Here is a 21,988-nt window from a genome sequence, read left to right as displayed (position 1 = left end):
ACGGCACATGAGCATCAAGACCCTCTGGTACCTCACCCCCGCCGACGGCGACCTGCCGTGGAGCCCCGGCGGGCTCTACCCGGTGGAGCTGCAGCGCTACCTCACCCTGGCGCGCACCATCGACGACGGCGGCTTCCACGGCGCCCTGGTGGCCACCTGGCCCAACGACCCGTTCGTCTCCGCCAGCTTCGCCGCCGCCCACACCACCCGGATGCGCTTCCTGGTGGCGGTCTACGCCAACATGATCCCCGCGCGGCTGCTGGCCGAGAAGGCGCTGGCCTTCGACACCTTCAGCGGTGGCCGGCTGATGATCAACTCGGTGAACGGCCGGGAGAACATCCTCACCAAGTACGCGATGGACGTCGCCCACGACGATCGCTACCGCCTGGGCGAGCAGTACTGGGCCGACTTCCGCCGGTACTACGCCGAGGGGTCGCACTCCAACTTCCCCAACACCCCGCTGAGCCTGCACCCCACCCAGCCCGAGGGCATCGAGCTGTGGGGTGCCGGGGACTCCCCCGCGGGGCTGCAGAACTCCGGCCGGGTGCTGGACTCCTACCTGACGATGCTGCGGGAGACGTCGTTCATCGAGTCCAAGTTCACCGCGGCCCGCGCCGCCGCGGCCGAGGAGGGGCGGCAGTTCCGCGACTTCGGCGCGCTGTCCGGGGTGATCGTGCGGCCCAGCCGCGACGAGGCGCTGGCCCGGTTCCGCCACCTGTTCGAGAAGGCCGGCATCGACCAGGTGACCGACGTGCTGGACAAGGCGGTGCGCCGACGCACCCACGGCGCGCAGGACCTGCGCACCTTCACCGCACCGGACCCGCAGCGGCAGGGCTGGGTGGACACCATCGTGGCGGGCAAGCTGCCCGAGCCCGACGACCTGTACCTGGGCGACGGCCTGCACGCCGGCATCACCGCGTGGTCACCGCTGGACATCTTCGGCACCGGCTCCTCGGCGGTGTACTACGTGGGCACCCCGGACGAGATCACCGACTCGGTGACCACGCTGCGCCGGCGCACCGGGCTGACGTCGCTGATCCTGGCCGGCTGGCCGCTGATCGACGAGGCCCGCAACGTGGCCGAGCACCTGCTGCCGCGCTTTGCCGCCATCGACTGAGCCGGCTCTCGCCCCGGCGTTCAGGGTGCGGGGACGTCCCCGTCGTCGGGGCCCGGCTCGGCCACCTCGGTCTGCTCGGGCAGCAGCGCCCGCACCGACACGCGCTGCACGGTCACGTCGGCATCGGTCATCTCCACCGCCCGCACCGCCGGCTGCTGGGCCACTGCGCGCAGCTGGTCGGCGGTGCCGCGCAGCAGCAGCGACAGCACGCACGCGCAGCCCGAGCGCAGCCGCGCCGCGGAGAGCTGGTCCACCGCCTGCTCGCGTCCGGTCTCGTCGCGGGCCAGGGTGTCCAGCTCGCTGGCCGCCACGTTCTGCAGCGCCCGCAGCTCCTGCGCACGGTCGCGCTGGTCCACCACGCTCACGGTGACCTGCGGGGTCTGCACGCGCTCCACCGGCACCCGGAAGATGGCTTGCGCCAGCCGGGCGTCGCCGGGCAGGGCGGCGGCCTCGGCGGTGGTCAGCTCGGCCCGCAGCGACACCAGTCCCCAGCGCGCCTGGTCAGCCTCCCCAGCACCGGCCAGGGAGCTCTCCGCGCGGAGGAGGTACTCGCCGACCGGCTCCCCGCTGGCCGGGCCCAGCCCCACTCCGGAGGTGCCGGCGCGGCGGACGTCGCTGCTGGCGCCGAGCACCAGCACCACCACCAGCAGCACCACCACGGCTGCGGCCCAGCCGGCCAGGGGGCGCAGCTCGTCCCACTGCTGCCGCCGGCCCGACTGCTGCGAGGTCATGACCAACCGGCCTCAGGCGCTGGCGCGCAGCAGGTCCAGGGCGTGCTGCAGGTCGTCGGGGTACTCGCTGGTCACCTGCACCCAGTGGCCGTCCACCGGGTGGGCGAAGCCCAGCGAGTGCGCGTGCAGCCACTGCCGGGTGAGGCCCAGGCGAGCGGAGAGGGTGGGGTCAGCGCCGTAGGTGATGTCGCCGCAGCAGGGGTGGCGCAGCGAGGCGAAGTGCACCCGGATCTGGTGGGTGCGCCCGGTCTCCAGGTGCACGTCCAGCAGGCTCGCGGACGGGAACGCCTCGACGGTGTCGTAGTGGGTGACGCTCTCCTTGCCGTCGGCGATCACCGCGAAGCGCCAGTCGTGCTTGGGGTGGCGGCCGATGGGCGCGTCGATGGTGCCGCTGCTCGGGTCGGGGTGGCCCTGCACCACCGCGTGGTAGCGCTTGTCCACGGTGCGCTCCTTGAACGCCCGCTTGAGCACCGTGTAGGCGTGCTCGGAGGCGGCCACCACCATGACGCCGGAGGTGCCCACGTCCAGGCGGTGCACGATGCCCTGCCGCTCGGCCGCACCGGAGGTGGCGATGCGGTAGCCGGCGGCTACCAGCCCGCTGATCACGGTGGGGCCGGTCCAGCCGGGGCTGGGGTGCGCGGCCACGCCCACCGGCTTGTCCACCACGATGATGTCGTCGTCGGAGTGCAGCACGGTGAGCCCGTCCACCGGCTCGGCGTGCGGGATCGGGGCCCGCTCGGGCTCGGGCAGGGTCACCTCCAGCCAGGAGCCGGAGACCAGCCGGTCGGACTTGCCCGCGGGGCTGCCGTCCAGGGTCACGGCGCCGGCGGCGGTCAGGGTGGCCACGGTGGTGCGGGAGAAGCCGAGCAGCCGGGCCAGGCCGGCGTCCACACGCAACCCGTCCAGGCCGTCGGGCACGGGCATGGAGCGGGTCTCAGCCACGGGTGGAGCCATTCTCGTCGGTGTCGGGATCGATATCGGTCGTCGTGTCGCCAGAGCTGGTGTCGCTGGGCTTGGTGTCGCTGGCCTTGGTGTCACTGGCCTTGGTGTCATCGGCCTTGCTGTCGCTGAGGCGGGTCCCGTCCGGCTCGCGACCCAGCACCGCCATCAGCACCAGCAGGGCACCACCGACGACGATGCAGGAGTCGGCCAGGTTGAACACCGGCCAGTACTCCCCTCGGTCGGAGAACACCGACACGAAGTCCACGACGTGGCCCTGCAGCACCCCCGGCGCCCGGAACAGGCGGTCGATCAGGTTGCCCAGCGCGCCACCGAGGATCAGCCCCAGACCCCAGGCCCAGCCTGTCGAGCGCAGCCGGCGCGCCATCCGGATGATGACCACCACCACGATCGCAGCCACGATGGTGAGCAGCCAGGTCATGCCCGTGGCCAGGGAGAACGCCGCACCGGGGTTGCGGACCAGCACCAGGTACACCGACCCGCCGAGCAGCCGCACCGGCCGGCCCGGCTCCACGTTCGCCACCACCGCGATCTTGGAGGCCAGGTCGCCGAGCACGATCAGCGCCGCCACCGTCACCAGCAGGCCGATGCGCTTGCGGCCCGCCGCCACCGGCGGCTCGGCAGACTTCTCGTCCACGGCCGGGGGACTTTCCTTCGCGCTCACAGCGCCCATCATCCCCGATGCCCGCGCACTACCCGGTCACACCCCGCCAGCGGGCCAGGCGTCCACCTGCGTCGACGGCGCGGATGCGCTGCTCGGTGGCCTCCCGCACGTCCGACGTGGCCACCACCAGCACCTGGTCACCGCGGCGCAGCCGGGTGCCCGGCTCGGGGGTGAACGCCTCCCCGTCGCGCACGATGAGGCTCACCGAGGAGCCCTTGGGCAGCCGCAGCTCGCCCAGGTACACCCCGTGCAGCTTGGACCCGGGCGGGATCTGCACCTGCATCAGGTCCGCACCCATGGCCTCCAGGGGCGCGGCGTCGATGGAGATCTCCTGCAGCTCGCCGGTGACGGTCACCTTGAGCCACTTGGCGACCCAGGGCAGCGACCAACCCTGCACCAGGGTGAACACCACCACCAGCACGAACACCACGTCCACCAGCCGCTCGGCCCCGGGCACCCCGTTGACCAGCGGGATGGTGGCCAGCACGATCGGCACCGCCCCGCGCAGCCCGGCGAAGGCCAGGAAGCCCTGTTCTCGCCACGGCACCCGCAGCGGCCAGGCCGCGGCCAGCACCGACAGCGGCCGAGCCAGCACCAGCAGCACCAGGCCGATGAGCAGCGCGTCGCCGACGGCGCTGGGCAGCCGGCTGGGGTCGACGTAGAGGCCGAGCAGCACGAACACGCCGATCTGGGCCAGCCAGCCGGTGCCCTCGGCGAAGGAGCGGGTGGCACCACGGTGGGGCAGGTTGGTGTTGCCCAGCACCAGCGCGCAGACGTAGGCAGCCAGCAGCCCCGACGTGTGGGCGGTCTGCCCGGCCGCGAAGCTGAGCACGCAGAAGGCGATGGCGGCGAGCGGGTAGAGGCCGGTGGAGGGCAGCGCGATGCGGCGCAGCACCCAGGCAGCGGCGAAGCCCAGCGCGGCCCCCACCGCCGCACCGCCCGCCAGCTCGAAGACCACCGTCAGCGGGAAGTACCAGGGAATGGTCTGGGTGCTGGCCAGCAGCGACACCGCGATCACCACGGGCGCGTCGTTGAGCCCGGACTCCAGCTCCAGGGCACCCACCAGCCGTCGGCGCACGGCCAGGTTGCGCAGCACGCTGAACACTGCGGCCGCGTCGGTGGAGGACAGCACCGCACCCCACAGCAGGGCGATCCGCCAGTCCAGGCCCAGCAGGTAGTGCACCGCCACACCCACCACGCCGATGCTCACCGCCACGGCCACGGTGGACAGCGACACCCCGAGGCCGAGGTTGGGGCGCACCGACTTCCACCGCGTGCTCAGCCCGCCCTCGGTGAGGATCAGCACCAGGGCCGCGATGCCGAGCTCCTCGGTGAGCACCGCGTTGGAGAACTCCACGCCGAGCCCGTCGGTGCCGATCAGCAGACCGATGCCCAGGAACAGCAGCAGCGCGGGCATGCCCACCCGGGAGGACGCCTGCACCCCGAGGATTCCCACCAGCAGCACCAGTGCACCTGCGCCGAGGAGGTACTCCAGGTGCACGCGGATACCGCCCTCCGGTTCGGGGATCACACAATTTGTCGTTATTATCCCTGCCGCAGCGGTCATTCGTCCAAATTGAGGTGCCGACACGGCGTACCGCGGTGCACTGCCCGACCCGGCAGCGACGGTCACTACCGTGGGTCGGGTGAGCACTCCCCGCACGGCCCTCGTCGCCGCCCTCGCCTGCCTGAGCCTGCTGACGGCCTGCTCCTCCTCGTCCAGCCCGCCCGCGCCCAGCAGCAGCGCGGCGCCGGCCACCAGCGAGGTAGCCGTCCCGGTGCCCGGGGTGTCGGTGACGGTGCGCAACCCGGGCGCCGAGCCGCGCACCACCCTCACCACCCGCACCACCGACCAGACCCGCCAGCAGGTGTCCATGACCGCCACCTCGTCGGTGGTGCAGACCGTGGGTGACAGCGAGCCGCTGGACCAGACCGTCCCGGACGTCACCCTCCCCCTGGAGGTCAGCCAGCAGGGCCCGGCCGACGACACCCACACGCTGCTGCTGCGCAACGGCACCCCCACCTCCCCCGACGCGACCCTGGCCGCCACCCTGGCCAAGGCCGCGGGCAGCACCTCCAAGCTGGAGGTGGGCACCGACAACGCGCCGAAGCAGCTGGTGCTCGACCCACCGGCGGAGCTGGACGACGCGGGGCGCTCGGCCCTGGAGCAGGCCCTGCGCCAGCTCACCCAGTTCATGCCGGTGCTGCCCACCACGCCGGTGGGGCCGGGCGCGGTGTGGACGGTGAGCCTGCAGGTCAACAGCCTGGGTCTGCTGCTGCGCCAGGACACCACGTTCACCCTGCAGCAGGTGAACGGCTCGGTGCTCACCCTCGGGGTGGAGCTCGCCCAGGTGCCGACGTCGCCGGCGTGGCAGCTGCCCGACGGGCAGGGCACCCTGGACATCACCTCCTACCAGGTGGGCGGCACCGGCTCGCTGACGATGGACCTGGCCAAGCCGCTGCCCACGGCCGGCACGGTGCGGCTCGCCGGTGACCAGGTGTTCACCCGGGCCACCGACAACCTCAAGCTCGGCCAGCGGGTGGACAGCAGCGTGAGCTGGCAGAGCTGACCTGCAGCTCGGCGACGACCGCCGCCGCAGGCGAGGTGGTCTGGGGCACGACCGCGCCGGGGGGTGGCCCGGTCGGCGCAGCTGGCGCCGCACCGACCAGGCCCGCCCGCTACCGGGCCGCCAGCTCCAGCCGGGCCCGCACCCCGTCACCGAGGTCCACGCCCTCAGCCAGCTCGTCCACCAGCTCCAGCTCCACGGCCAGCACCTCGGCCGCGATCAGGTCGCGGTGGCGCTGCGCCCACTCGCGCCGGCCGGCCGGCACCGCCAGCTGCAGCCGAATGCGGTCGGAGACGGCGAAGTCGGCGGTCCGGCGGGCCTCCTGCAGCTCGCGCACCCGGTCCTTGGCCCAGCCCTCGGCCTCCAGCTCCTCGGTGACGTTGGTGTCCAGCACCACCAGCCCCTCCCCGCCGGGCAGCGCCGCGGTCGAGCTGGGCTCCACGGCCACCAGCCGGTCGGTGTACTCCCCCGGCAGCAGCTCCACGCCGCCGGCGAGCACGGTGCCGTCGGCGCGCTGGGTCCAGTCACCGGCCTTCACCGCCTTGATGACCTGCTGCACCTGCTTGCCGATGCGCGGGCCGGCCGCGCGGGCGTTGACCACCAGCTCGAAGCGGCCGTGCTGCTCCACGTCGCTGCTCAGCTGCACGTCCTTGACGTTGACCTCCTCGGCCACCAGGTCGGTGTACGGCGCCAGCCGGGCGGAGTCCTTGGCCGCCACGGTCACCGAGGGCAGCGGCAGGCGCACCCGCAGCTTGTTGGCCTTGCGCAGGCTGAGCACCGTGGAGCACACCGCGCGGACCTCGTCCATGGCCGCCACCAGGTCGGGGTCGGCGGGCAGCTCGGTCTCGGTGGGCCAGTCGGTGAGGTGCACCGAGCGCTCGCCGGTGAGGCCGCGCCAGATCACCTCGGTCATCAACGGCAGCAGCGGCGCGGCGAGGCGGCAGACCACCTCGAGCACCGTGTGCAGGGTGTCCACCGCGTCGGTGTCACCGGCCCAGAACCGCGGTCGGGAGCGGCGCACGTACCAGTTGGTGAGCGCGTCGCAGAAGCCGCGCAGCTCCTCGCAGGCACCGGCGATGTCGTTGGCGTCCAGCGCCGCGGTCATCTCGGTGCGGCAGGCCGCCAGCTTGGCCAGCACGTAGCGGTCCAGCACGTGCGGGGAGGTGGTCCGCCAGGTGCCCGGCTTCTCCGCGTACAGCTGCAGGAAGCTCCAGGCGTTCCACAGCGGCAGCAGCGCCTGGCGCACTCCCTCGCGGATGCCCTGCTCGGTGACCACCAGGTTGCCGCCGCGCAGCACCGGGGAGGCCATCAGGAACCACCGCATGGCGTCGGAGCCGTCCCGGTCGAACACCTCCCGGACGTCGGGGTAGTTGCTCTTGGACTTGCTCATCTTGGCGCCGTCGTCGCCCAGCACGATGCCGTGGGCGAGCACGGCACGGAAGGCCGGTCGGTCGAAGAGCGCGGTGGCCAGCACGTGCAGCGTGTAGAACCAGCCGCGGGTCTGGCCGCTGTACTCCACGATGAAGTCGCCCGGGTAGTGGCTCTCGAACCACTCGCGGTTGTCGAACGGGTAGTGCACCTGGGCGAAGGGCATGGAGCCGGACTCGAACCAGCAGTCCAGCACCTCCGGCACCCGGCGCATCGTCGAGCGGCCCGTGGGGTCGTCGGGGTTGGGCCGGGTGAGCTGGTCGATGTGCGGGCGGTGCAGGTCGGCCGGGCGCACGCCGAAGTCGCGCTCCAGCTCGTCCAGGGAGCCGTAGACGTCGGTGCGCGGGTAGGTGGGATCGTCGGAGACCCACACCGGGATGGGGCTGCCCCAGTAGCGGTTGCGGCTGATGGCCCAGTCGCGGGCGCCCTCCAGCCACTTGCCGAACTGGCCGTCGCGGATGTGCTCGGGCGTCCAGCTGATCTGCTGGTTGAGCTCCACCATGCGGTCGCGGATCTCGGTGACGGCCACGAACCAGGACGACACCGCCTTGTAGATCAGCGGGCTGTCGCAGCGCCAGCAGTGCGGGTACGGGTGGTCGTAGGTCTCCTGGCGCAGCAGCCGGCCAGCCGCCTTGAGGTCGCGGATGATCGGGGTGTTGGCCTCGAACACCTGCAGGCCCTCGTACGGGGGCACCTCGGCGGTGAAGCGGCCGCGGGAGTCCACCGGGACCACCGGCGTGATCCCGGCGGCGTCGGTGACCACCTTGTCCTCCTCACCGAAGGCCGGGGCGATGTGCACGATGCCGGTGCCGTCGGTGGTGGTGACGTAGTCCGCGGACAGGATGCGGTGGGCGTTGTCCTCGCCGGTGAAGAAGTCGAACGGCGGCTCGTAGGCCAGGCCGAGCAGCTCGGTGCCGAGGTGCTCGGAGAGCACCTCGGGGTCCTCGCCCAGCTCGCGGGCGTAGGCGCCCAGGCGCTCCTTGGCCAGCACGTAGCGCTGCCCGTCCACGGCCACCTGCACGTAGGTGATCTCCGGGTTGACCGCCATCGCCAGGTTGGACGGCAGCGTCCACGGCGTGGTGGTCCACACCAGGGCGCTGGCCCCCTCCAGCGGCGAGCCCGGGGCGTGCAGCGGCATGGCCACGGTGACGGCGGGGTCCTGGCGCTGCCGGTAGACGTCGTCCATCTTGGTCTCGGTGGCGCTGAGCGGGGTCTCGCAGCGCCAGCAGTAGGCCAGCACCCGGAACCCCTCGTAGACCAGGCCCTTGTCCCACAGCGACTTGAACGCCCACATCACCGACTCCATGTAGTCGGTGTCGAGGGTCTTGTAGTCGTTGTCGAAGTCCACCCAGCGGGCCTGCCGGGTGACGTAGGCCCGCCAGTCCTCGGTGTACTGCAGGACGGAGGTGCGGCAGGCATCGTTGAAGACGTCGATGCCCAGCTTCTCGATCTCGGACTTGTGGGTGATGCCGAGCTGCTTCTCCACGTGGATCTCGGCGGGCATGCCGTGGCAGTCCCAGCCGAAGCGGCGGTCCACTCGCCGGCCCCGCATGGTCTGGTAGCGCGGGACCACGTCCTTGACGTAGCCGGTGAGCAGGTGGCCGTAGTGCGGCAGTCCGTTGGCGAAGGGCGGGCCGTCGTAGAAGACGTAGTCCTCGGCACCGTCGCGCTGGGCGATGGAGGCGCGGAAGGTGTCGTCGACGTCCCACTCGGCCAGCACCCGCTGCTCGAGCTGCGGAAAGCTGGGGCCCGTGCCGGGCTCGCGGTCGCCTGCGGCCAGGTCCACCTTGGGGTAGGTCACCGGTGTGTGCTCCTCGTGCCGTCGCGGCACGGGGACGACACCAGCGCACTGTGCGCTCCTGCCGCGGTACCACCCCGCTTGTGCCCCGGAAAAGCCCGGTGACACCACTCGTTGCAGGCTGTGACGGGCCTACCCGTCCGGTTCTACTGGGCCCACGCTGCGGGCTGTTCTTCCGGAGGCTCCCCGGTGATGGCCGGATCAACGCCTGACGTGCGTGCGGCCCTGGTGAGGGCCAGGCCGATTCTAGCGCTCGCGGGCCTGGGCGGCGAGCACCCGGGAGGGAGCGCAGCGGGCGCAGCCGGTGAAGCCCAGCTCCATCGCCTCGGCGACCGGCAGGCCCAGCGTGGGCTGGTCCCGCAGCCATGAGCAGGACCCCAGGTGGAAGCGCGGGTGCTCGTCGATCACCAGCACCTCCTCGCGCAGGCTGCCGACCACCAGGATGTCCGCGGCGTCCACGTCCTCCTCGTCGGGCTCACGGTCGGTGCGCAGGTCGTCGTGGGCCTGCAGGTCGGCGGCGGTCACGGCCGGCTGCACCGCGGTCGCGCCCAGCAGGGCCTCTGCGGCGGCGTCCTTCTCCCGCTGCTCAGCCTCCACGGCGGCGCGGTCCCGGGCCTGCTTGGCCCGGGCGGCCGCCGCCACGCGGGCCTCCTCGTCGCGTGCCGCCCGCTCTTGCTTGGCCGCGGTGCGCCGGGCACGCCAGCCGGCCTTGGTCTCCGCCGGCTCCTCGCTCGCGTGCTCCGCAGGCACCGCCGCCACCGCGGTGGTGGGAGCGTCGTCGGCGGACGGCTCGGCCACCGGGGCGGTCGCCGTGCTGGCCTGGGCGGGCGTGCTGGTCTGGGCGGTGCTGGTGCGGGTGACGGTCGGCTGGTCAGCCGCCACTGCGGTCGCCGCGGTCTCGACGCTCGCCCGGTTGCGCCGGACGGTGTCCACCAGCAGCACGATGGCGGCCACGCCGCAGGCGACGATGCAGCCCCAGGCCCACCCGGTGTTCTCCGTCAGGAAGGAGATCACCAGGAAGATGCAACCGACGAGGACGCTCCCCAGCGCCAGGATCAGCACGTCAGCTCAGAGCTCAGCTGTCCTGGACGGCACGCGCGCTGTTCGCGCCGGCCTGCACGGTCGAGGACTCCCATCCACGACGACGACCACCGGACTCGGTGTTCTCGCCCTGCGTGAGCTCGGACAGCTGGCCCTCGATGTAGGCGCGCAGCCGGGTGCGGTACTCGCGCTCGAACGTGGTGAGCTCCTCGATGCTGCTCTCCAGGCTGGCGCGCTTGGCCGTGATCGACCCGAGCATCTCGTCGTGCTTGCGCTCGGCGTCGGTGCGCAGCGCGTCGGCCTTCTCCTTGGCCTGGCGCTGCATCGTCTCGGAGCGGGTGCGGGCGTCGGTGAGCATGGACTCCGACTTGGTGCGCGCCTCGGTCACCATCTGCTCGGACTTGCTCTTGGCGTCGGCCAGCAGCTGCGCGGAGCGGGTCTTGGCCTCGGTGAGCATCTGCTCGGACTTGCCGCGGGCACCGGTGAGCAGCTCGTCGGACTCCGCCTTGGCCTCGGCGGTGAGCCGGTCGGCCATCTCCTGGGCCAGGCCGAGGATCTTCGCCGCACGCAGGTGGTGGTCGGACGGGTCGCTGCCGGCGGGCGCAGCGGACGTGGCCACGGCGTTCGTGGGGGCGTCGCTCTTGGGCGAGTCGCTCTTGGGCGCGTCGTTCTTGGGCGCCTCGTTCTGGGGGGCCTGCGTCTTGACGGTGTCCACCTTGGCCGGCGCCTGGGCCGGGGTGACCGTCGCGGGCACCACGGGAGCGGTGGCGGTGGCGGCCTGGGTCACTCCGTTGCCTGCGCCGGCACCGTTGGGCACACCAGCCGCGCCGGAGCTGTTGCCGGCCTGGGCACCGTCGCTCTTCGCTGAGCCGCCGAGGCTGCGAACCTGCTCGGCGTCCTGCAGCCGCTGCTTGAGGTCGTTGTTCTCCTCCAGCAGCCGGGCGAGCTCCTGCTCGACCATGTCGAGGAAGGCGTCGACCTCGTCCTCGTTGTAGCCACGCTTGCCAATCGGCGGCTTGCTGAACGCGACATTGTGTACGTCAGCGGGAGTCAGCGGCATCGAACGATCACCTCAGGCATTCCTCAGCGGTCCATCACGGGTGGAGCAAGGTCCAGAACTGTGCCGCGCGTGGGCTCACGGGCCAACCTGCGCGCCCACTACCTGCATCAGTATGCCCACGCCGAACAGCAGAACCATAATCGATATGTCCAGCCGCACGGCACCCAGCGGAATCGTCGGGATGACCTTGCGCAGCAAGCGCACTGGCGGATCGGTGACGGTGAAGACCGCCTCTAGCACGACGGCGACCACCCCGCGCGGGTGCCAGTCCCGCGCGAGCGAGCGAATCACCTCCACCACGATCCTGGCGATGAGCAGCAGCCAGAACGTGAAGAGGAGGTAGTAGAGGACGGTCAGCACAGCCACGTCCCCACTGTGCCTGATGTCGGGGTCACCGAGCCACCCGCACGAGCGGGGCCGGTGACGTCAGCAGCGTTGGTCGTCATCAGGAGTGGTTGTAGAAGCCGTTCTCCACGATGTGACGTTTCACCTCGGCGGAGACGTCGACGTTGGAGGGCGACAGCAGGAACACCTTGTTGGTGACCTTGTCGATGGAGCCGCGCATGGCGAAGGCCAGCCCGGCCGCGAAGTCCACCAGGCGCTTGGCGTCGGAGTCGCTCATCTCGGTGAGGTTCATGATCACCGGGATGCCCTCGCGGTAGCGCTCACCGATGGTGCGCGCCTCGTTGTAGCTGCTGGGGTTGAGGGTGGTGATCTTGGCCAGCGGGTTGCTCCCCTCGGCCAGGGACTCGCTGCGCTGTGCGCTCGCGGCACGGTCGTCCATGGCCAGTGCACCGCGGGTGGCACCGGTGGCCGCGGCGCTGGGGCGGCGCGCGCTCAGCGGCTCCAGGCGCGGGCGGGAGCGGGGTGCCTCCACCGCGGGCTCGTAGGCGGCCGAGTCGTAGCCGGCCGGCTCCTCGGCGCCCCGGCGCGAGCTGCCGGAGAACGCGGGGTCGTGCTCGGCGTAGCCGTCGGCGTAACCCTCCTCGTCGTAGTCCTCGCTTGGCACCATGCCGAAGTAAGCCTTGAACTTGTGCAGGGAGCTCATGAGAGGGACCTTCCGTGAGGGTGGATCGTGTGCCCGGGGTAGTGGGCGGGCACGAGAATCAGGTGCGTCGTGTGCAGGTGCATCGTGATCAGGTTGAGATTATCGGCCGCGCGCCCAGCAGGGCCGTACCGACACGCACGCAGGTGGAGCCGTGACGCACAGCCGCCTCCAGGTCGTGGGACATGCCGGTGGAGAGCTGGTCGGCGGACGGGTGCTGCTGCCGGACGGCCTCGGCGAGCTCGGCCGTGGTGGCGAACGCGGTGTCGGGGTCGGCCTCCTGGGGAGCGACGGCCATCAGGCCCCGCAGCCGCAGGTGCTCGGCCGTGGCGGCGCGCTCGACCAGCTCGGGCAGGTCCTCGCGGGGGCAGCCACCGCGGGTGGGGTCGCCGTCCAGGCTCACCTGCACCAGCACCTCCAGCGGCGTGCTGCGCTCCCCCGCACTCGCGGCGTTGCCCGTGGCGCGGTCCAGCGCGGCCAGCAGCCGGGGACTGTCCACCGTCTCCACCCGGTGCGCCCAGCGGGCCACCGAGCGGGTCTTGTTGCGCTGCAGCCGGCCGATGACGTGCCAGCGCACCGGCGCGTCCGGCCGCAGCTGGGCCAGCTCAGCCACCTTGGGGGTGGCTTCCTGCTCGCGGGCCTCGCCCAGGCTCCGGCAGCCCAGGTCCACCAGGTGGGCGGCGTCGGTGGCGGGGAAGGTCTTGGTGACGGCCAGCAGCTCGACCGCGGCCTCGTCCCGTCCCGCAGCACGGCAGGCGTCGCGGACGCGACCGCGCACCGCAGCCAGGGCGCTGGCGATCTCGGCGGCGCGGCCGGCTCCGCGGTCACTCTCCGCTCCCGGACCGGTCACCGCGCCACGTCCTCGCTCCAGATGACGCCGGCCAGCCGCCCGGTGGGGGCGCCGCGGCGGTGGCTGAACAGCTCCGCCGACTCCATGGTGCACCGCTGGTCCACCGCCACCCCGGCCACGCCGTGCTCCAGCAGGGACCGCCGCAGCCCGGCGCGAATGTCCAGACCCGGCGTGCCTGCGCGAGTTCGGCTGGCGCTGCCCGGCAGGTGCGCCTCCACGTCGTCACGCATGTGGGCGGGGACCTCGTAGCACTGCCCGCAGGCGGCAGGGCCCAGCAGCGCGGCGATCCGCTCGGTCACCGCACCCGCCGAGCGCATAGCCGCCAGGGTGGCGGCGACGATGTCGATGCGGGCACCGACCCGGCCGGCATGCACCGCGGCCACCACGCCGGCGGTGTCGTCGGACAGCAGCACCGGGGTGCAGTCGGCCGCGAGCACCACCAGCGCCAGGTTGCGCTCGGCGGTCACCAGGCCGTCGGTGGCCGGCACGGGGTGCGGCTGCGGACCGTCCACGACGGCCACCGACCGACCGTGCACCTGCTCCATCCAGACCAGCCGGTCAGCGGGCAGACCGATGCCCTCGGCCAGCCGGAGCCGGTTGGCGGCCACCGCGGCGGGATCGTCACCGACGTGGTCACCGAAGTTGAAGGAGGCGTACGGGCCGACCGAGCTGCCACCGGCTCGCGTGGTGACCACCCGGCGCACCCGCAGCGGCGCCGACGGACTCACCGCCGCATGAAGGGAGGAACGTCCACCTCGTCATCGCCGTCGTCCTCGACGGGGACGGTGCGACCGCCGCCGAAGCCGCTGGCCGGACGCTGGCCCGGGCGCGGCGGAAGGCCGCCGGGACCGTTCTGCACCGGTCCGCGACCGGCCTCGCCCGTGGCACCCGCGCGCGGGTACTCCTGGCGACCGGCGTCGAAGGCGCTGGCCCGGGTGGGCGGCAGGCCCTGCGCGGACTGGCCGGTGTTGCCGGTGGAGTTGCGCGGTGCGACGGCGGTGGGCTCCAGCGACTTGCGCACCGGGCCGGACCCGTCGAAGCCGGCGGCGATCACGGTCACCCGGACCTCGTCACCGAGGGAGTCGTCGATGACCGTCCCGAAGATGATGTTGGCGTCGACGTGGGCGGCCTCCTGCACCAGGGTGGCGGCCTCGTTGATCTCGAACAGGCCGAGGTCGGAGCCACCGGCGATGGACAGCAGCACGCCGTGCGCACCCTCCATGGAGGCCTCGAGCAGCGGCGAGTTGATGGCGGTCTGGGCGGCCTGCACGGCGCGCCCGTCCCCGCGGGCGGAGCCGATGCCCATCAGGGCGCTGCCCGCGCCGGACATGACGCTCTTGACGTCGGCGAAGTCGACGTTGATCAGGCCCGGGGTGGTGATCAGGTCGGTGATGCCCTGCACACCGTTGAGCAGCACCTCGTCGGCGGAGCGGAACGCGTCCATCAGGCTGACGGCGGCGTCGCCGAGCTGCAGCAGCCGGTCGTTGGGGATGACGATGAGGGTGTCGCAGGACTCGCGCAGGCCGGCGATGCCGTCCTCGGCCTGGCCGCCACGGCGCTTGCCCTCGAAGGAGAACGGGCGGGTGACCACACCGATGGTCAGCGCACCCAGCTTGCGGGCGATGCTGGCGACCACGGGGGCGCCACCGGTACCGGTGCCACCACCCTCGCCGGCGGTCACGAAGACCATGTCGGCCCCCTTGAGGACCTCCTCGATCTCGTCCTTGTGGTCCTCGGCGGCGCGGCGGCCGACCTCGGGGTCGGCGCCGGCACCGAGGCCGCGGGTGAGCTCGCGGCCGACGTCGAGCTTGACGTCGGCGTCGCTCATCAGCAGCGCCTGGGCGTCGGTGTTGATGGCGATGAACTCCACGCCCTTGAGGCCGACGTCGATCATCCGGTTGACCGCGTTGACACCGCCGCCGCCGATGCCGACGACCTTGATTACGGCGAGGTAGTTGTGCGGAGGCGTCATGGGTGGGTCCTCACAGGCTTTCGTGTGTCCGTCGGGTGCAGGGGTGGAGCTGGTGTGTCTGGGTGCTGCTGGCGCGGACGCCGGGGCGGGGTCAAAACCCTCACCCTAAACTGCAGGCTTAGAGTTATGTCAAGTTGTTCGACGAGGAGACGCTATGCAGCCGCTCCACCTGGGTCCAGCAGGCGCGCCGCACGCGCCCATCATTTTTGTGTGACCCACTCCGCGCCCCTGGTCAGCTGATGGTCGGCAGGTCGGGGCTGGAGACGTCGTACACCTTGCCAGGCTGGGTGAGCACCGCTGCCAGCACCTGTGCCTTGCGGCCCAGGTTGTCCGGTGTCCCCCAGACCACCACGCGGTCCGCGCCGAGGGTGAACCGCACGTCAGCGGCCGAGCCCGGGTTCACCAGGGTGACCTGGGCGCGCACCGGCGCCGGGAGCGAGGTGATCACGGTCAGCGCTGCGGTGGTCACCGGGTCGCTGCGCCCGGGGCGCTCCGTCACCAGGCGCGGCACGCCGGGCGGGGGCACCGCGGCGGCGAAGTCCACTCCGGTGGCGTCCAGCAGGTGCGGGCCGTCGGCCTTGTCCACGTAGACCACCGGCACCCGCTCCTCCACCAGCACGCGCAGGTCGGAGGGGAAGTGCCGGTCGACGGTCACCCGGGCGGCGCGGGGCAGCATCGCCACCCGGCCGGCCGCCTCGGTGAGGTCCACCTGCAGCAGCGGCGTGCCGTCGGCCACGTCCAGCGCCGCGGTCACCTCCTCGGCGGTGAGCACCTGCGCCCCCTCCACCTGCACGCTGCGCACCGACAGCAGCGGGCTGAACCACGCCACGGCGCCCAGCACCACCACCAGCACGACCGCAACGGTCAGCGCCATCTTCTGCCGGCTGCCGACCTGCAGGCCCAGCCTGGGCAGCCGCGCCCGTCCGGCCCCGCTGCGGCTGGCAGCACTGCTGCGGGCACCACCGCGCCGGGCACTGCGCCGGGCGCTGCGGCCGGCACGGCCGCCCGGCTCGGCGGCCGTGGTGTCCGTGGTGCGCCGGGAGCGGGTGGCCGCGCGGGCGGCGGCCGAGCGGGCACCACGGTGCGTGGCCGTCCTGCGGCTGCCACCCCGAGCGGTGGGCCGTGGAGAGCGACCAGCCGGGCTCACGGCAACGACCCACCCGCACGCAGGCGCAGGCTCCGCAGGATCTCCGGACCGAGCATGGTCACGTCGCCGGCGCCCATAGTGAGCACCAGGTCGCCGGGCCGGGTCAGCGCGGCCACCTGCTCGGGGGCCGCGGCCAGGTGCGGCTGGTAGTTCACCGGGCAGGTCACCGCCTCGGCGACGATCGCCCCGCTCACTCCGGCCACCGGTTCCTCGCGGGCGGCGTAGACGTCGAGCACCACCACCTCGTCGGCCAGCGACAGGGCGGCGCCGAACTCCGTGGCGAAGGTGAGCGTGCGCGAGTACAGGTGCGGCTGGAACAGCACGACCACCCGGCCGGGTCCGTCCGGCTGCTGCTCGACCACGGCGCGGGCAGCGCGCAGCACCGCCTGCACCTCGGTGGGGTGGTGGGCGTAGTCGTCGTAGACGCGCACCCCGGCCTCGCTGCCGGTGAGCTGGAACCGCCGGTGCACCCCGCCGAAGGAGGTGAGTCCCTCCAGCGCCCGGGCCGGGTCAGCGCCCACCGCCAGGGCGGCCAGCAGCGCACCCAGGGCGTTGAGGGCCATGTGCTCGCCGGGGACGTTGAGCCGCATGGGACGCGCAGCGCTCTCCCCCGCCAGCGCCACCTCCCCCGCGCCGCCACCGTCGGCCGCCGACCAGCTGAGCAGGCGGGCGTCGGCGCCCTCGGCGCGGCCGTAGCGCTGCACCCGGAGGCCGGCGGCCTCGGCCCGGTCGGCCAGCGCGGCCGAGCCCGGGTCGTCGGCGCAGGCGATGAGCACGCCATCGGGGTCGATGCGCTCGAGGAAGGCGTCGAACACCGCCACGTAGGCCTCGACGGTGCCGAAGTAGTCCAGGTGGTCGTAGTCGACGTTGGTGACCACCACGACGTGCGGGCTGTACTCCAGCAGCGAGCCGTCGCTCTCGTCGGCCTCGGCCACGAAGACGTCGCCGCTGCCGTGGTGGGCGTTGGTGCCCGACTCGTTGAGCTCGCCGCCGATGGCGAACGACGGGTCGAAGGCGCAGCGCTGCAGGGCCACCACCAGCATCGAGGTGGTGGAGGTCTTGCCGTGCGTGCCGGCCACCAGCACGTTGCGGGTCTCGGTCATCAGCGAGGCCAGCACCTTGGGCCGCACCGTCACCGGGATGCCGCGCCGACGAGCCTCGACCAGCTCTGGGTTGTCCTTGGGGATGGCGGCCGTGGTGGTGACCACCGTGGTGGGCCCACCCGGCAGCAGGTCCAGCGCGGAGGGGTCGTGGCCCAGCCGCACCTGGGCGCCGCGGGCGCGCAGCGCCAGGACGCCGCGGGACTCCTTGGCGTCGGAGCCGGAGACCTGCCCACCGCGGGCGAGCAGGATCCGCGCCACCCCGCTCATGCCGGCACCGCCGATGCCCACCATGTGCACCCGCGCCAGCTCGGCCGGCAACCCTTCGCTGAGCTCGTTCGGCTCGTCGAGCGGGGTCATCGGGCTACCTCCAGGACGATCTCGGCGATGCGGGCGGCCGCGCTGCGGTGCCCGGACGCGGCGGCGGCGGCCCCCATGGCCGCCAGCCGCTCGGGGTCGGTGAGCAGCGGCACGACGGTGGTCGCCACCAGCTCGGGAGTGAGGTCGGCGTCGCGCACCAGCAGTCCACCGCCGGCGTCGACCACCGGACGAGCGTTGAGCTCCTGCTCGCCGTTGCCGTGCGGCAGGGGCACGAAGATGCCCGGCAGGCCGACCGCGGAGACCTCGGCGACGGTCATCGCGCCGGAGCGGCAGATGGTGGCGTCGGCGGCGGCGTAGGCCAGGTCCATCCGGGACAGGTACGGCACGGCCACGTAGCGCGGCGCGCCCTCCGGCGAGTGCACCTCGACGGTGTTGCGCGGGCCGTGCGCGTGCAGCACGCCGATGCCGGCCCGGCCCAGGGCCTGCGCCGCACCGGACACGGCGTCGTTGATGCTGCGGGCGCCCTGCGAGCCACCGGTGACCAGCAGCACCGGCCCGTCGGGGTCGAGGTCGAAGTGCTTGCGGGCCTCGGCGCGCAGCGCGGCGCGGTCGAGGTCGGTGATGGACTGCCGCAGCGGGATGCCCACCACCTCGGCGCCACGGAGCCCGCTGCCGGGCACAGCCGCCAGCACGCGGCGCGCCACGCGGGCACCCACCTTGTTGGCGACGCCGGCGCGGGCGTTGGCCTCGTGCACCACCACCGGCACCCCGCGGCGCCCGCGGGCGGCGAGGTAGGCCGGCAGCGCGACGTAGCCGCCGAAGCCGACCACCACGTCGGCGTCCACCGCGCGCAGCACCGCCCGGGTGGCGCGCACCGAGGCGACCACACGGGCCGGCAGCCGGAGCAGGTCGGCGGAGAGCTTGCGCGGCAGCGGGACCGGCGGGATCAGCTGCAGCGGGTAGCCCCGCTCTGGTACCAGCGTGGTCTCCAGCCCGCGAGCGGTGCCCAGGGCAGTGACCCGCACGTCCGGCCGCACCAGGCGGAGGGCGTCGGCCACGGCCAGCGCGGGCTCGACGTGTCCGGCCGTGCCACCTCCGGCCACCACCACCGAGAGCGGGCGCTGGTCAGCAGCAGTGCTCACCTGCGACCTCCGCGTCCGGTGTCGGTGCCGCGGCTGGTGCCGGGACGCCGCGGCGGCTCGGGGGTGCGGCTGCGCGGACCACGGGCGGGCTGGCGGGACTGCCCGCGGGGGGCGGAGCGCAGCGGCTCGGTCCTGCGGTCGGCGGCAACGCCCTCCGGCCCAGCACGCTCGGCGGTCGGGCGGGCACCACCAGGTGCCGGGTGCGCGGTGCGCGCGCGGCGCGCCTGCTCGCCGGTGCGCACCACCCGGGAGCTGGGGCGGGCGCGGTAGGGCTCAGGCGCCGGCAGCCGCAGCAGCCGGCCGAGCGGGCCCTCCCCCTGGGTGCGCAGGGCGGCCACGGCGGGTGGCTCGTGGCGCGCGGCGTTGGCCAGCAGTCCGAACACGAACATGGTCACGGCGGTGGAAGTACCTCCAGAGGACACCAGCGGCAGGGTGAGCCCGGTGACGGGCAGCAGCCCGATGACGTAGCCGATGTTGATGACGGCCTGACCCACCAGCCACAGCGTGACGGTGGCGGTGAGCAGGCGCAGGAACGGGTCGATGGAGCGGCGGGCGATGCGCAGCCCGGTGTAGGCGAGGGCGCCGAAGAGCAGCAGCACCGCGGCGGCGCCGACGAAGCCCAGCTCCTCGCCGAGGATGGCGAAGATGAAGTCGTTGTGCGCCTCGGGCAGGTAGCTCCACTTGCCGCGGCTCTGCCCCAGCCCCACGCCCCACAGCCCGCCCCCGGCCAGGGAGTACCGGGCCTGCATGGCCTGGTAGCCCGCCCCCTGCGGGTCGGCCCCGGGGTCGAGGAAGGAGGTGATGCGCTCCAGGCGGTAGCTCGCGGTCAGCGCCACCACCACGAAGACCACACCGGCCAGGGCCAGCAGGGTCAGGAACAGCTTGACCGGCGCCCCGGCGAACCACAGCAGTCCCAGCACCACGATGGCCAGCGAGATGCTGGTGCCCAGGTCGGGCTGCAGGAAGATCAGCACCAGCACGATGGCCGCCGCCGGCAGCAGCGGCATGAGCATGTGCCGCAGCGAGTGCAGCTGGCCACGCTTGATCGACAGCAGGTGCGCGCCCCACACGGCGATCGCGATCTTGGCCACCTCGGAGGGCTGCAGCGACACCGGCCCGAGGACGAACCACGACCGGGCGCCGTTGGACATGCTGCCGATGCCGGGCACCAGCACCAGCACCAGCATCGCCACGCAGCCCAGGAACGCCGGCAGCGACCACCTGCGCAGGGTGGCCACCTTGACGCGCATGCCCACGTAGAACAGGCACAGACCCAGCAGCACGAAGATGACCTGCCGGGTGAAGACGCTGTAGGCGGAGCCGTCCTGGGCGTAGGACTCCACGCTGGAGGCCGAGAGCACCATGGTGAGCCCGAGCCCGCTGAGCAGCAGCAGCAGGCTGACCACCAGGTGGAACGAGGTGAGCGGCCGGGAGAGCCAGCCGGTGAGCCGCTCGCCGACCTGGCGGGCCGTGGCGGAGACCCCCGCCGACGCCGACGAGGCCCCGCGCCGGGGGCGTCGGTCCTCGGCGGCGCCCCGCGTCCCGCGGCTGCCGGTGCGCGAGCCGGTGCTCCGGCGCCCGGCGGCGTCCTTGCTGATGGTCACCGCTCCGTCCCCGGCGCGGTCGCACCGGTGGCCAGCGCCTGGGCTGCCGCGGCGAAGGCATCTCCGCGGTGGCCGTAGTCGGTGAACATGTCCATGGAGGCCGCGGCCGGCGCGAGCAGCACCACGTCGCCGGGCTGGGCCAGCCGCGCCGCCTCGCCGACCACCGCGGACATCGCAGCGTCAGCCGACAGCACCTCGCTCATGGGTCCATCGTGGCCCTTGCCCACCTCCACCACCGGGATCTGCGGCGCGTGTCGCCGCAGTGCGTCGGCGATCACCGCACGGTCGCGACCCAGCAGCACCGCACCCACCAGCCGGTCGGCGACCGCCTGCACCAGCGCGTCCACGCTGGCTCCCTTGAGCAGCCCGCCGGCCACCCAGACCACCCGGGGGTGGGCGGTGACGGAGGCGAGCGCGGCGTGCGGGTTGGTGGCCTTGGAGTCGTCGACGTAGTCCACGCCGTCGTGGGTGGCCACCAGCACCGCGCGGTGCGCACCCTGCTGCACGGCCCGCAGCCCCGCCGCCACCGACTCCGGCGCCACCCCGGCGGAGCGGGCCAGCGCGGCCGCCGCGAGGGCGTCCAGCAGCCCGGGCGGGCCGGCCGGGGTGACGTCAGCGGTGTGCGCCAGCACGGTGTGCGCCTCGGGGCCGTCGCCGAAGGCCCGGTCCACCAGCGCGTCGCCGACGACGCCGAGCTGGTCTGCCGTGGGCTCGCCCAGGGTGAAGCCCACGGTGCGCCCAGCCCGGGGCTGCTCGCCCAGCGCGGCCGCGGCCGGGTCGTCCACCCCCACCACCGCCACGTCGCCGGTGAGGACCTGCGCCTTGGCCGCGGTGTAGGCGGCCATCCCACCGTGCCAGTCCAGGTGGTCCTCGGCGATGTTCAGCACGGCACCGGCTGCGGGGCGCACCGACGGCGCCCAGTGCAGCTGGAAGGAGGACAGCTCCACCGCGAGGTGGGTCAGCGCCGGCTCCGCCAGCAGCACGTCCAGCACCGCGCGCCCGATGTTGCCGCAGGCGGTGCTGGCCAGGCCGTCGGCGGTGAGGATCGCGTCCAGCATGGTGGTGGTGGTGGTCTTGCCGTTGGTGCCGGTGACCACCAGCCACTGCTTGCGGGGGCCGAACACCTCGGCCTGGTCGCACCACCAGGCCAGCTCGACGTCGCCCCACACCGGCAGCCCCGCGGCCGCCGCGGCCCGCAGCAGCGGCGCATCGGGGCGGAACCCGGGCACGGTGCACACCAGCTCGGTGCCCGCGGGCGGCTCCTGCAGGTCCAGGTGCGCCTCCGCACCCAGGGCGGTGAGCTGGTCGAGCATGGCGGGGTTGGAGTCGGTGGCCACCACCCGGGCGCCGAGGCGAACCAGGGCGCGCACCATGGCCAGGCCGCTCACCCGGCCGCCGGCCACCAGCACCTGCCGACCGGTCAGCTCGCGCACGTCCAGCG

The 21,988-nt window shown here is 73.2% G+C and carries 19 protein-coding genes; 2 read left to right on the top strand and 17 right to left on the bottom strand.

Annotated features, from left to right (window positions below):
- The first annotated feature begins 7 nt into the window (after positions 1-7).
- On the top strand, positions 8-1,117 hold the full coding sequence (locus ELX43_RS05655; protein ID WP_127782513.1) for an LLM class flavin-dependent oxidoreductase: 1,110 nt from the start codon (positions 8-10) through the stop codon (positions 1,115-1,117).
- Between the two features lie 20 nt (positions 1,118-1,137).
- On the opposite strand, the gene ELX43_RS05650 is transcribed toward ELX43_RS05655, so the two are convergent.
- Genes ELX43_RS05650 through ELX43_RS05635 form a run of 4 tightly spaced genes read right to left on the bottom strand, consistent with a single transcriptional unit; the run spans position 1,138 to position 5,039 of the window.
- The gene (locus tag ELX43_RS05650; RefSeq protein WP_127782512.1) at positions 1,138-1,848 is read right to left on the bottom strand and encodes a hypothetical protein; all 711 of its coding nucleotides are present in this window, start codon (positions 1,846-1,848) and stop codon (positions 1,138-1,140) included.
- A gap of 12 nt (positions 1,849-1,860) precedes the next feature.
- Positions 1,861-2,790, bottom strand: a complete 930-nt coding sequence (locus tag ELX43_RS05645; RefSeq protein ID WP_127782511.1) for an RluA family pseudouridine synthase — start codon at positions 2,788-2,790, stop codon at positions 1,861-1,863.
- On the bottom strand, positions 2,783-3,484 hold the full coding sequence (gene lspA, locus ELX43_RS05640; RefSeq protein ID WP_127782510.1) for a signal peptidase II: 702 nt from the start codon (positions 3,482-3,484) through the stop codon (positions 2,783-2,785). The genes ELX43_RS05645 and lspA overlap by 8 nt, the downstream gene beginning before the upstream one ends.
- A gap of 16 nt (positions 3,485-3,500) precedes the next feature.
- Positions 3,501-5,039, bottom strand: coding sequence for a potassium/proton antiporter (locus tag ELX43_RS05635; protein ID WP_127782509.1), 1,539 nt, complete (start codon positions 5,037-5,039; stop codon positions 3,501-3,503).
- Positions 5,040-5,118: 79 nt separating this feature from the next.
- Here ELX43_RS05635 and ELX43_RS05630 point away from each other — a divergent pair, with 79 nt between their 5' ends.
- Positions 5,119-6,042, top strand: coding sequence for a hypothetical protein (locus ELX43_RS05630; RefSeq protein ID WP_127782508.1), 924 nt, complete (start codon positions 5,119-5,121; stop codon positions 6,040-6,042).
- A 109-nt stretch (positions 6,043-6,151) separates the two neighbouring features.
- On the opposite strand, the gene ileS is transcribed toward ELX43_RS05630, so the two are convergent.
- From ileS to murD, 13 genes are all read right to left on the bottom strand, one after another.
- Entirely contained in the window at positions 6,152-9,268 is a 3,117-nt protein-coding gene (gene ileS / locus ELX43_RS05625; protein ID WP_127782507.1) for an isoleucine--tRNA ligase, read from the bottom strand.
- A gap of 243 nt (positions 9,269-9,511) precedes the next feature.
- On the bottom strand, positions 9,512-10,327 hold the full coding sequence (locus tag ELX43_RS05620) for a hypothetical protein (RefSeq protein WP_127782506.1): 816 nt from the start codon (positions 10,325-10,327) through the stop codon (positions 9,512-9,514).
- A gap of 13 nt (positions 10,328-10,340) precedes the next feature.
- Positions 10,341-11,366, bottom strand: a complete 1,026-nt coding sequence (locus ELX43_RS05615) for a DivIVA domain-containing protein (RefSeq protein ID WP_127782505.1) — start codon at positions 11,364-11,366, stop codon at positions 10,341-10,343.
- Between the two features lie 75 nt (positions 11,367-11,441).
- The gene (locus ELX43_RS05610) at positions 11,442-11,732 is read right to left on the bottom strand and encodes a YggT family protein (RefSeq protein ID WP_127782504.1); all 291 of its coding nucleotides are present in this window, start codon (positions 11,730-11,732) and stop codon (positions 11,442-11,444) included.
- Positions 11,733-11,811: 79 nt separating this feature from the next.
- Positions 11,812-12,414: a cell division protein SepF gene (locus ELX43_RS05605; RefSeq protein ID WP_127782503.1), complete on the bottom strand. Its 603-nt coding sequence runs from the start codon at positions 12,412-12,414 to the stop codon at positions 11,812-11,814.
- Between the two features lie 88 nt (positions 12,415-12,502).
- A complete protein-coding gene (locus ELX43_RS05600) occupies positions 12,503-13,261 on the bottom strand; it encodes a YggS family pyridoxal phosphate-dependent enzyme (protein WP_127782502.1) in 759 nt (252 codons plus the stop codon).
- Complete coding sequence (gene pgeF, locus ELX43_RS05595; RefSeq protein ID WP_127784705.1) at positions 13,258-13,971, bottom strand: peptidoglycan editing factor PgeF; 714 nt, start codon at positions 13,969-13,971, stop codon at positions 13,258-13,260. The genes ELX43_RS05600 and pgeF overlap by 4 nt, the downstream gene beginning before the upstream one ends.
- A gap of 14 nt (positions 13,972-13,985) precedes the next feature.
- On the bottom strand, positions 13,986-15,233 hold the full coding sequence (ftsZ, locus tag ELX43_RS05590; RefSeq protein WP_127782501.1) for a cell division protein FtsZ: 1,248 nt from the start codon (positions 15,231-15,233) through the stop codon (positions 13,986-13,988).
- Between the two features lie 232 nt (positions 15,234-15,465).
- Complete coding sequence (locus ELX43_RS05585) at positions 15,466-16,380, bottom strand: FtsQ-type POTRA domain-containing protein (RefSeq protein ID WP_241249801.1); 915 nt, start codon at positions 16,378-16,380, stop codon at positions 15,466-15,468.
- Entirely contained in the window at positions 16,377-17,840 is a 1,464-nt protein-coding gene (gene murC / locus ELX43_RS05580) for a UDP-N-acetylmuramate--L-alanine ligase (RefSeq protein WP_127782500.1), read from the bottom strand. Before murC ends, ELX43_RS05585 begins: the two co-directional genes overlap by 4 nt.
- A complete protein-coding gene (murG, locus tag ELX43_RS05575) occupies positions 17,837-18,943 on the bottom strand; it encodes an undecaprenyldiphospho-muramoylpentapeptide beta-N-acetylglucosaminyltransferase (RefSeq protein ID WP_127782499.1) in 1,107 nt (368 codons plus the stop codon). Before murG ends, murC begins: the two co-directional genes overlap by 4 nt.
- The gene (gene ftsW, locus ELX43_RS05570; protein ID WP_241249871.1) at positions 18,940-20,349 is read right to left on the bottom strand and encodes a putative lipid II flippase FtsW; all 1,410 of its coding nucleotides are present in this window, start codon (positions 20,347-20,349) and stop codon (positions 18,940-18,942) included. Before ftsW ends, murG begins: the two co-directional genes overlap by 4 nt.
- A gap of 194 nt (positions 20,350-20,543) precedes the next feature.
- Positions 20,544-21,986, bottom strand: a complete 1,443-nt coding sequence (gene murD, locus ELX43_RS05565) for a UDP-N-acetylmuramoyl-L-alanine--D-glutamate ligase (protein WP_241249870.1) — start codon at positions 21,984-21,986, stop codon at positions 20,544-20,546.
- Positions 21,987-21,988: the final 2 nt, after the last annotated feature.

Origin of the sequence: Rhodococcus sp. X156 (genome assembly GCF_004006015.1) — a bacterium.
Classification (GTDB): Bacteria; Actinomycetota; Actinomycetes; order Mycobacteriales; family Mycobacteriaceae; genus X156.
This window is presented reverse-complemented; position numbering and strand designations above follow the sequence as displayed.

Bases quoted from the DNA above. Each gene is read 5' to 3' on its own strand.
- ELX43_RS05655 (WP_127782513.1), top strand. From the start codon at position 8: ATGAGCATCAAGACCCTCTGGTACCTCACCCCCGCCGACGGCGACCTG.
- ELX43_RS05650 (WP_127782512.1), bottom strand. From the start codon at position 1,848: ATGACCTCGCAGCAGTCGGGCCGGCGGCAGCAGTGGGACGAGCTGCGC.
- lspA (WP_127782510.1), bottom strand. From the start codon at position 3,484: ATGATGGGCGCTGTGAGCGCGAAGGAAAGTCCCCCGGCCGTGGACGAG.
- ELX43_RS05635 (WP_127782509.1), bottom strand. From the start codon at position 5,039: ATGACCGCTGCGGCAGGGATAATAACGACAAATTGTGTGATCCCCGAA.
- ELX43_RS05615 (WP_127782505.1), bottom strand. From the start codon at position 11,366: ATGCCGCTGACTCCCGCTGACGTACACAATGTCGCGTTCAGCAAGCCG.
- ELX43_RS05605 (WP_127782503.1), bottom strand. From the start codon at position 12,414: ATGAGCTCCCTGCACAAGTTCAAGGCTTACTTCGGCATGGTGCCAAGC.
- ftsZ (WP_127782501.1), bottom strand. From the start codon at position 15,233: ATGACGCCTCCGCACAACTACCTCGCCGTAATCAAGGTCGTCGGCATC.
- murC (WP_127782500.1), bottom strand. From the start codon at position 17,840: ATGACCCCGCTCGACGAGCCGAACGAGCTCAGCGAAGGGTTGCCGGCC.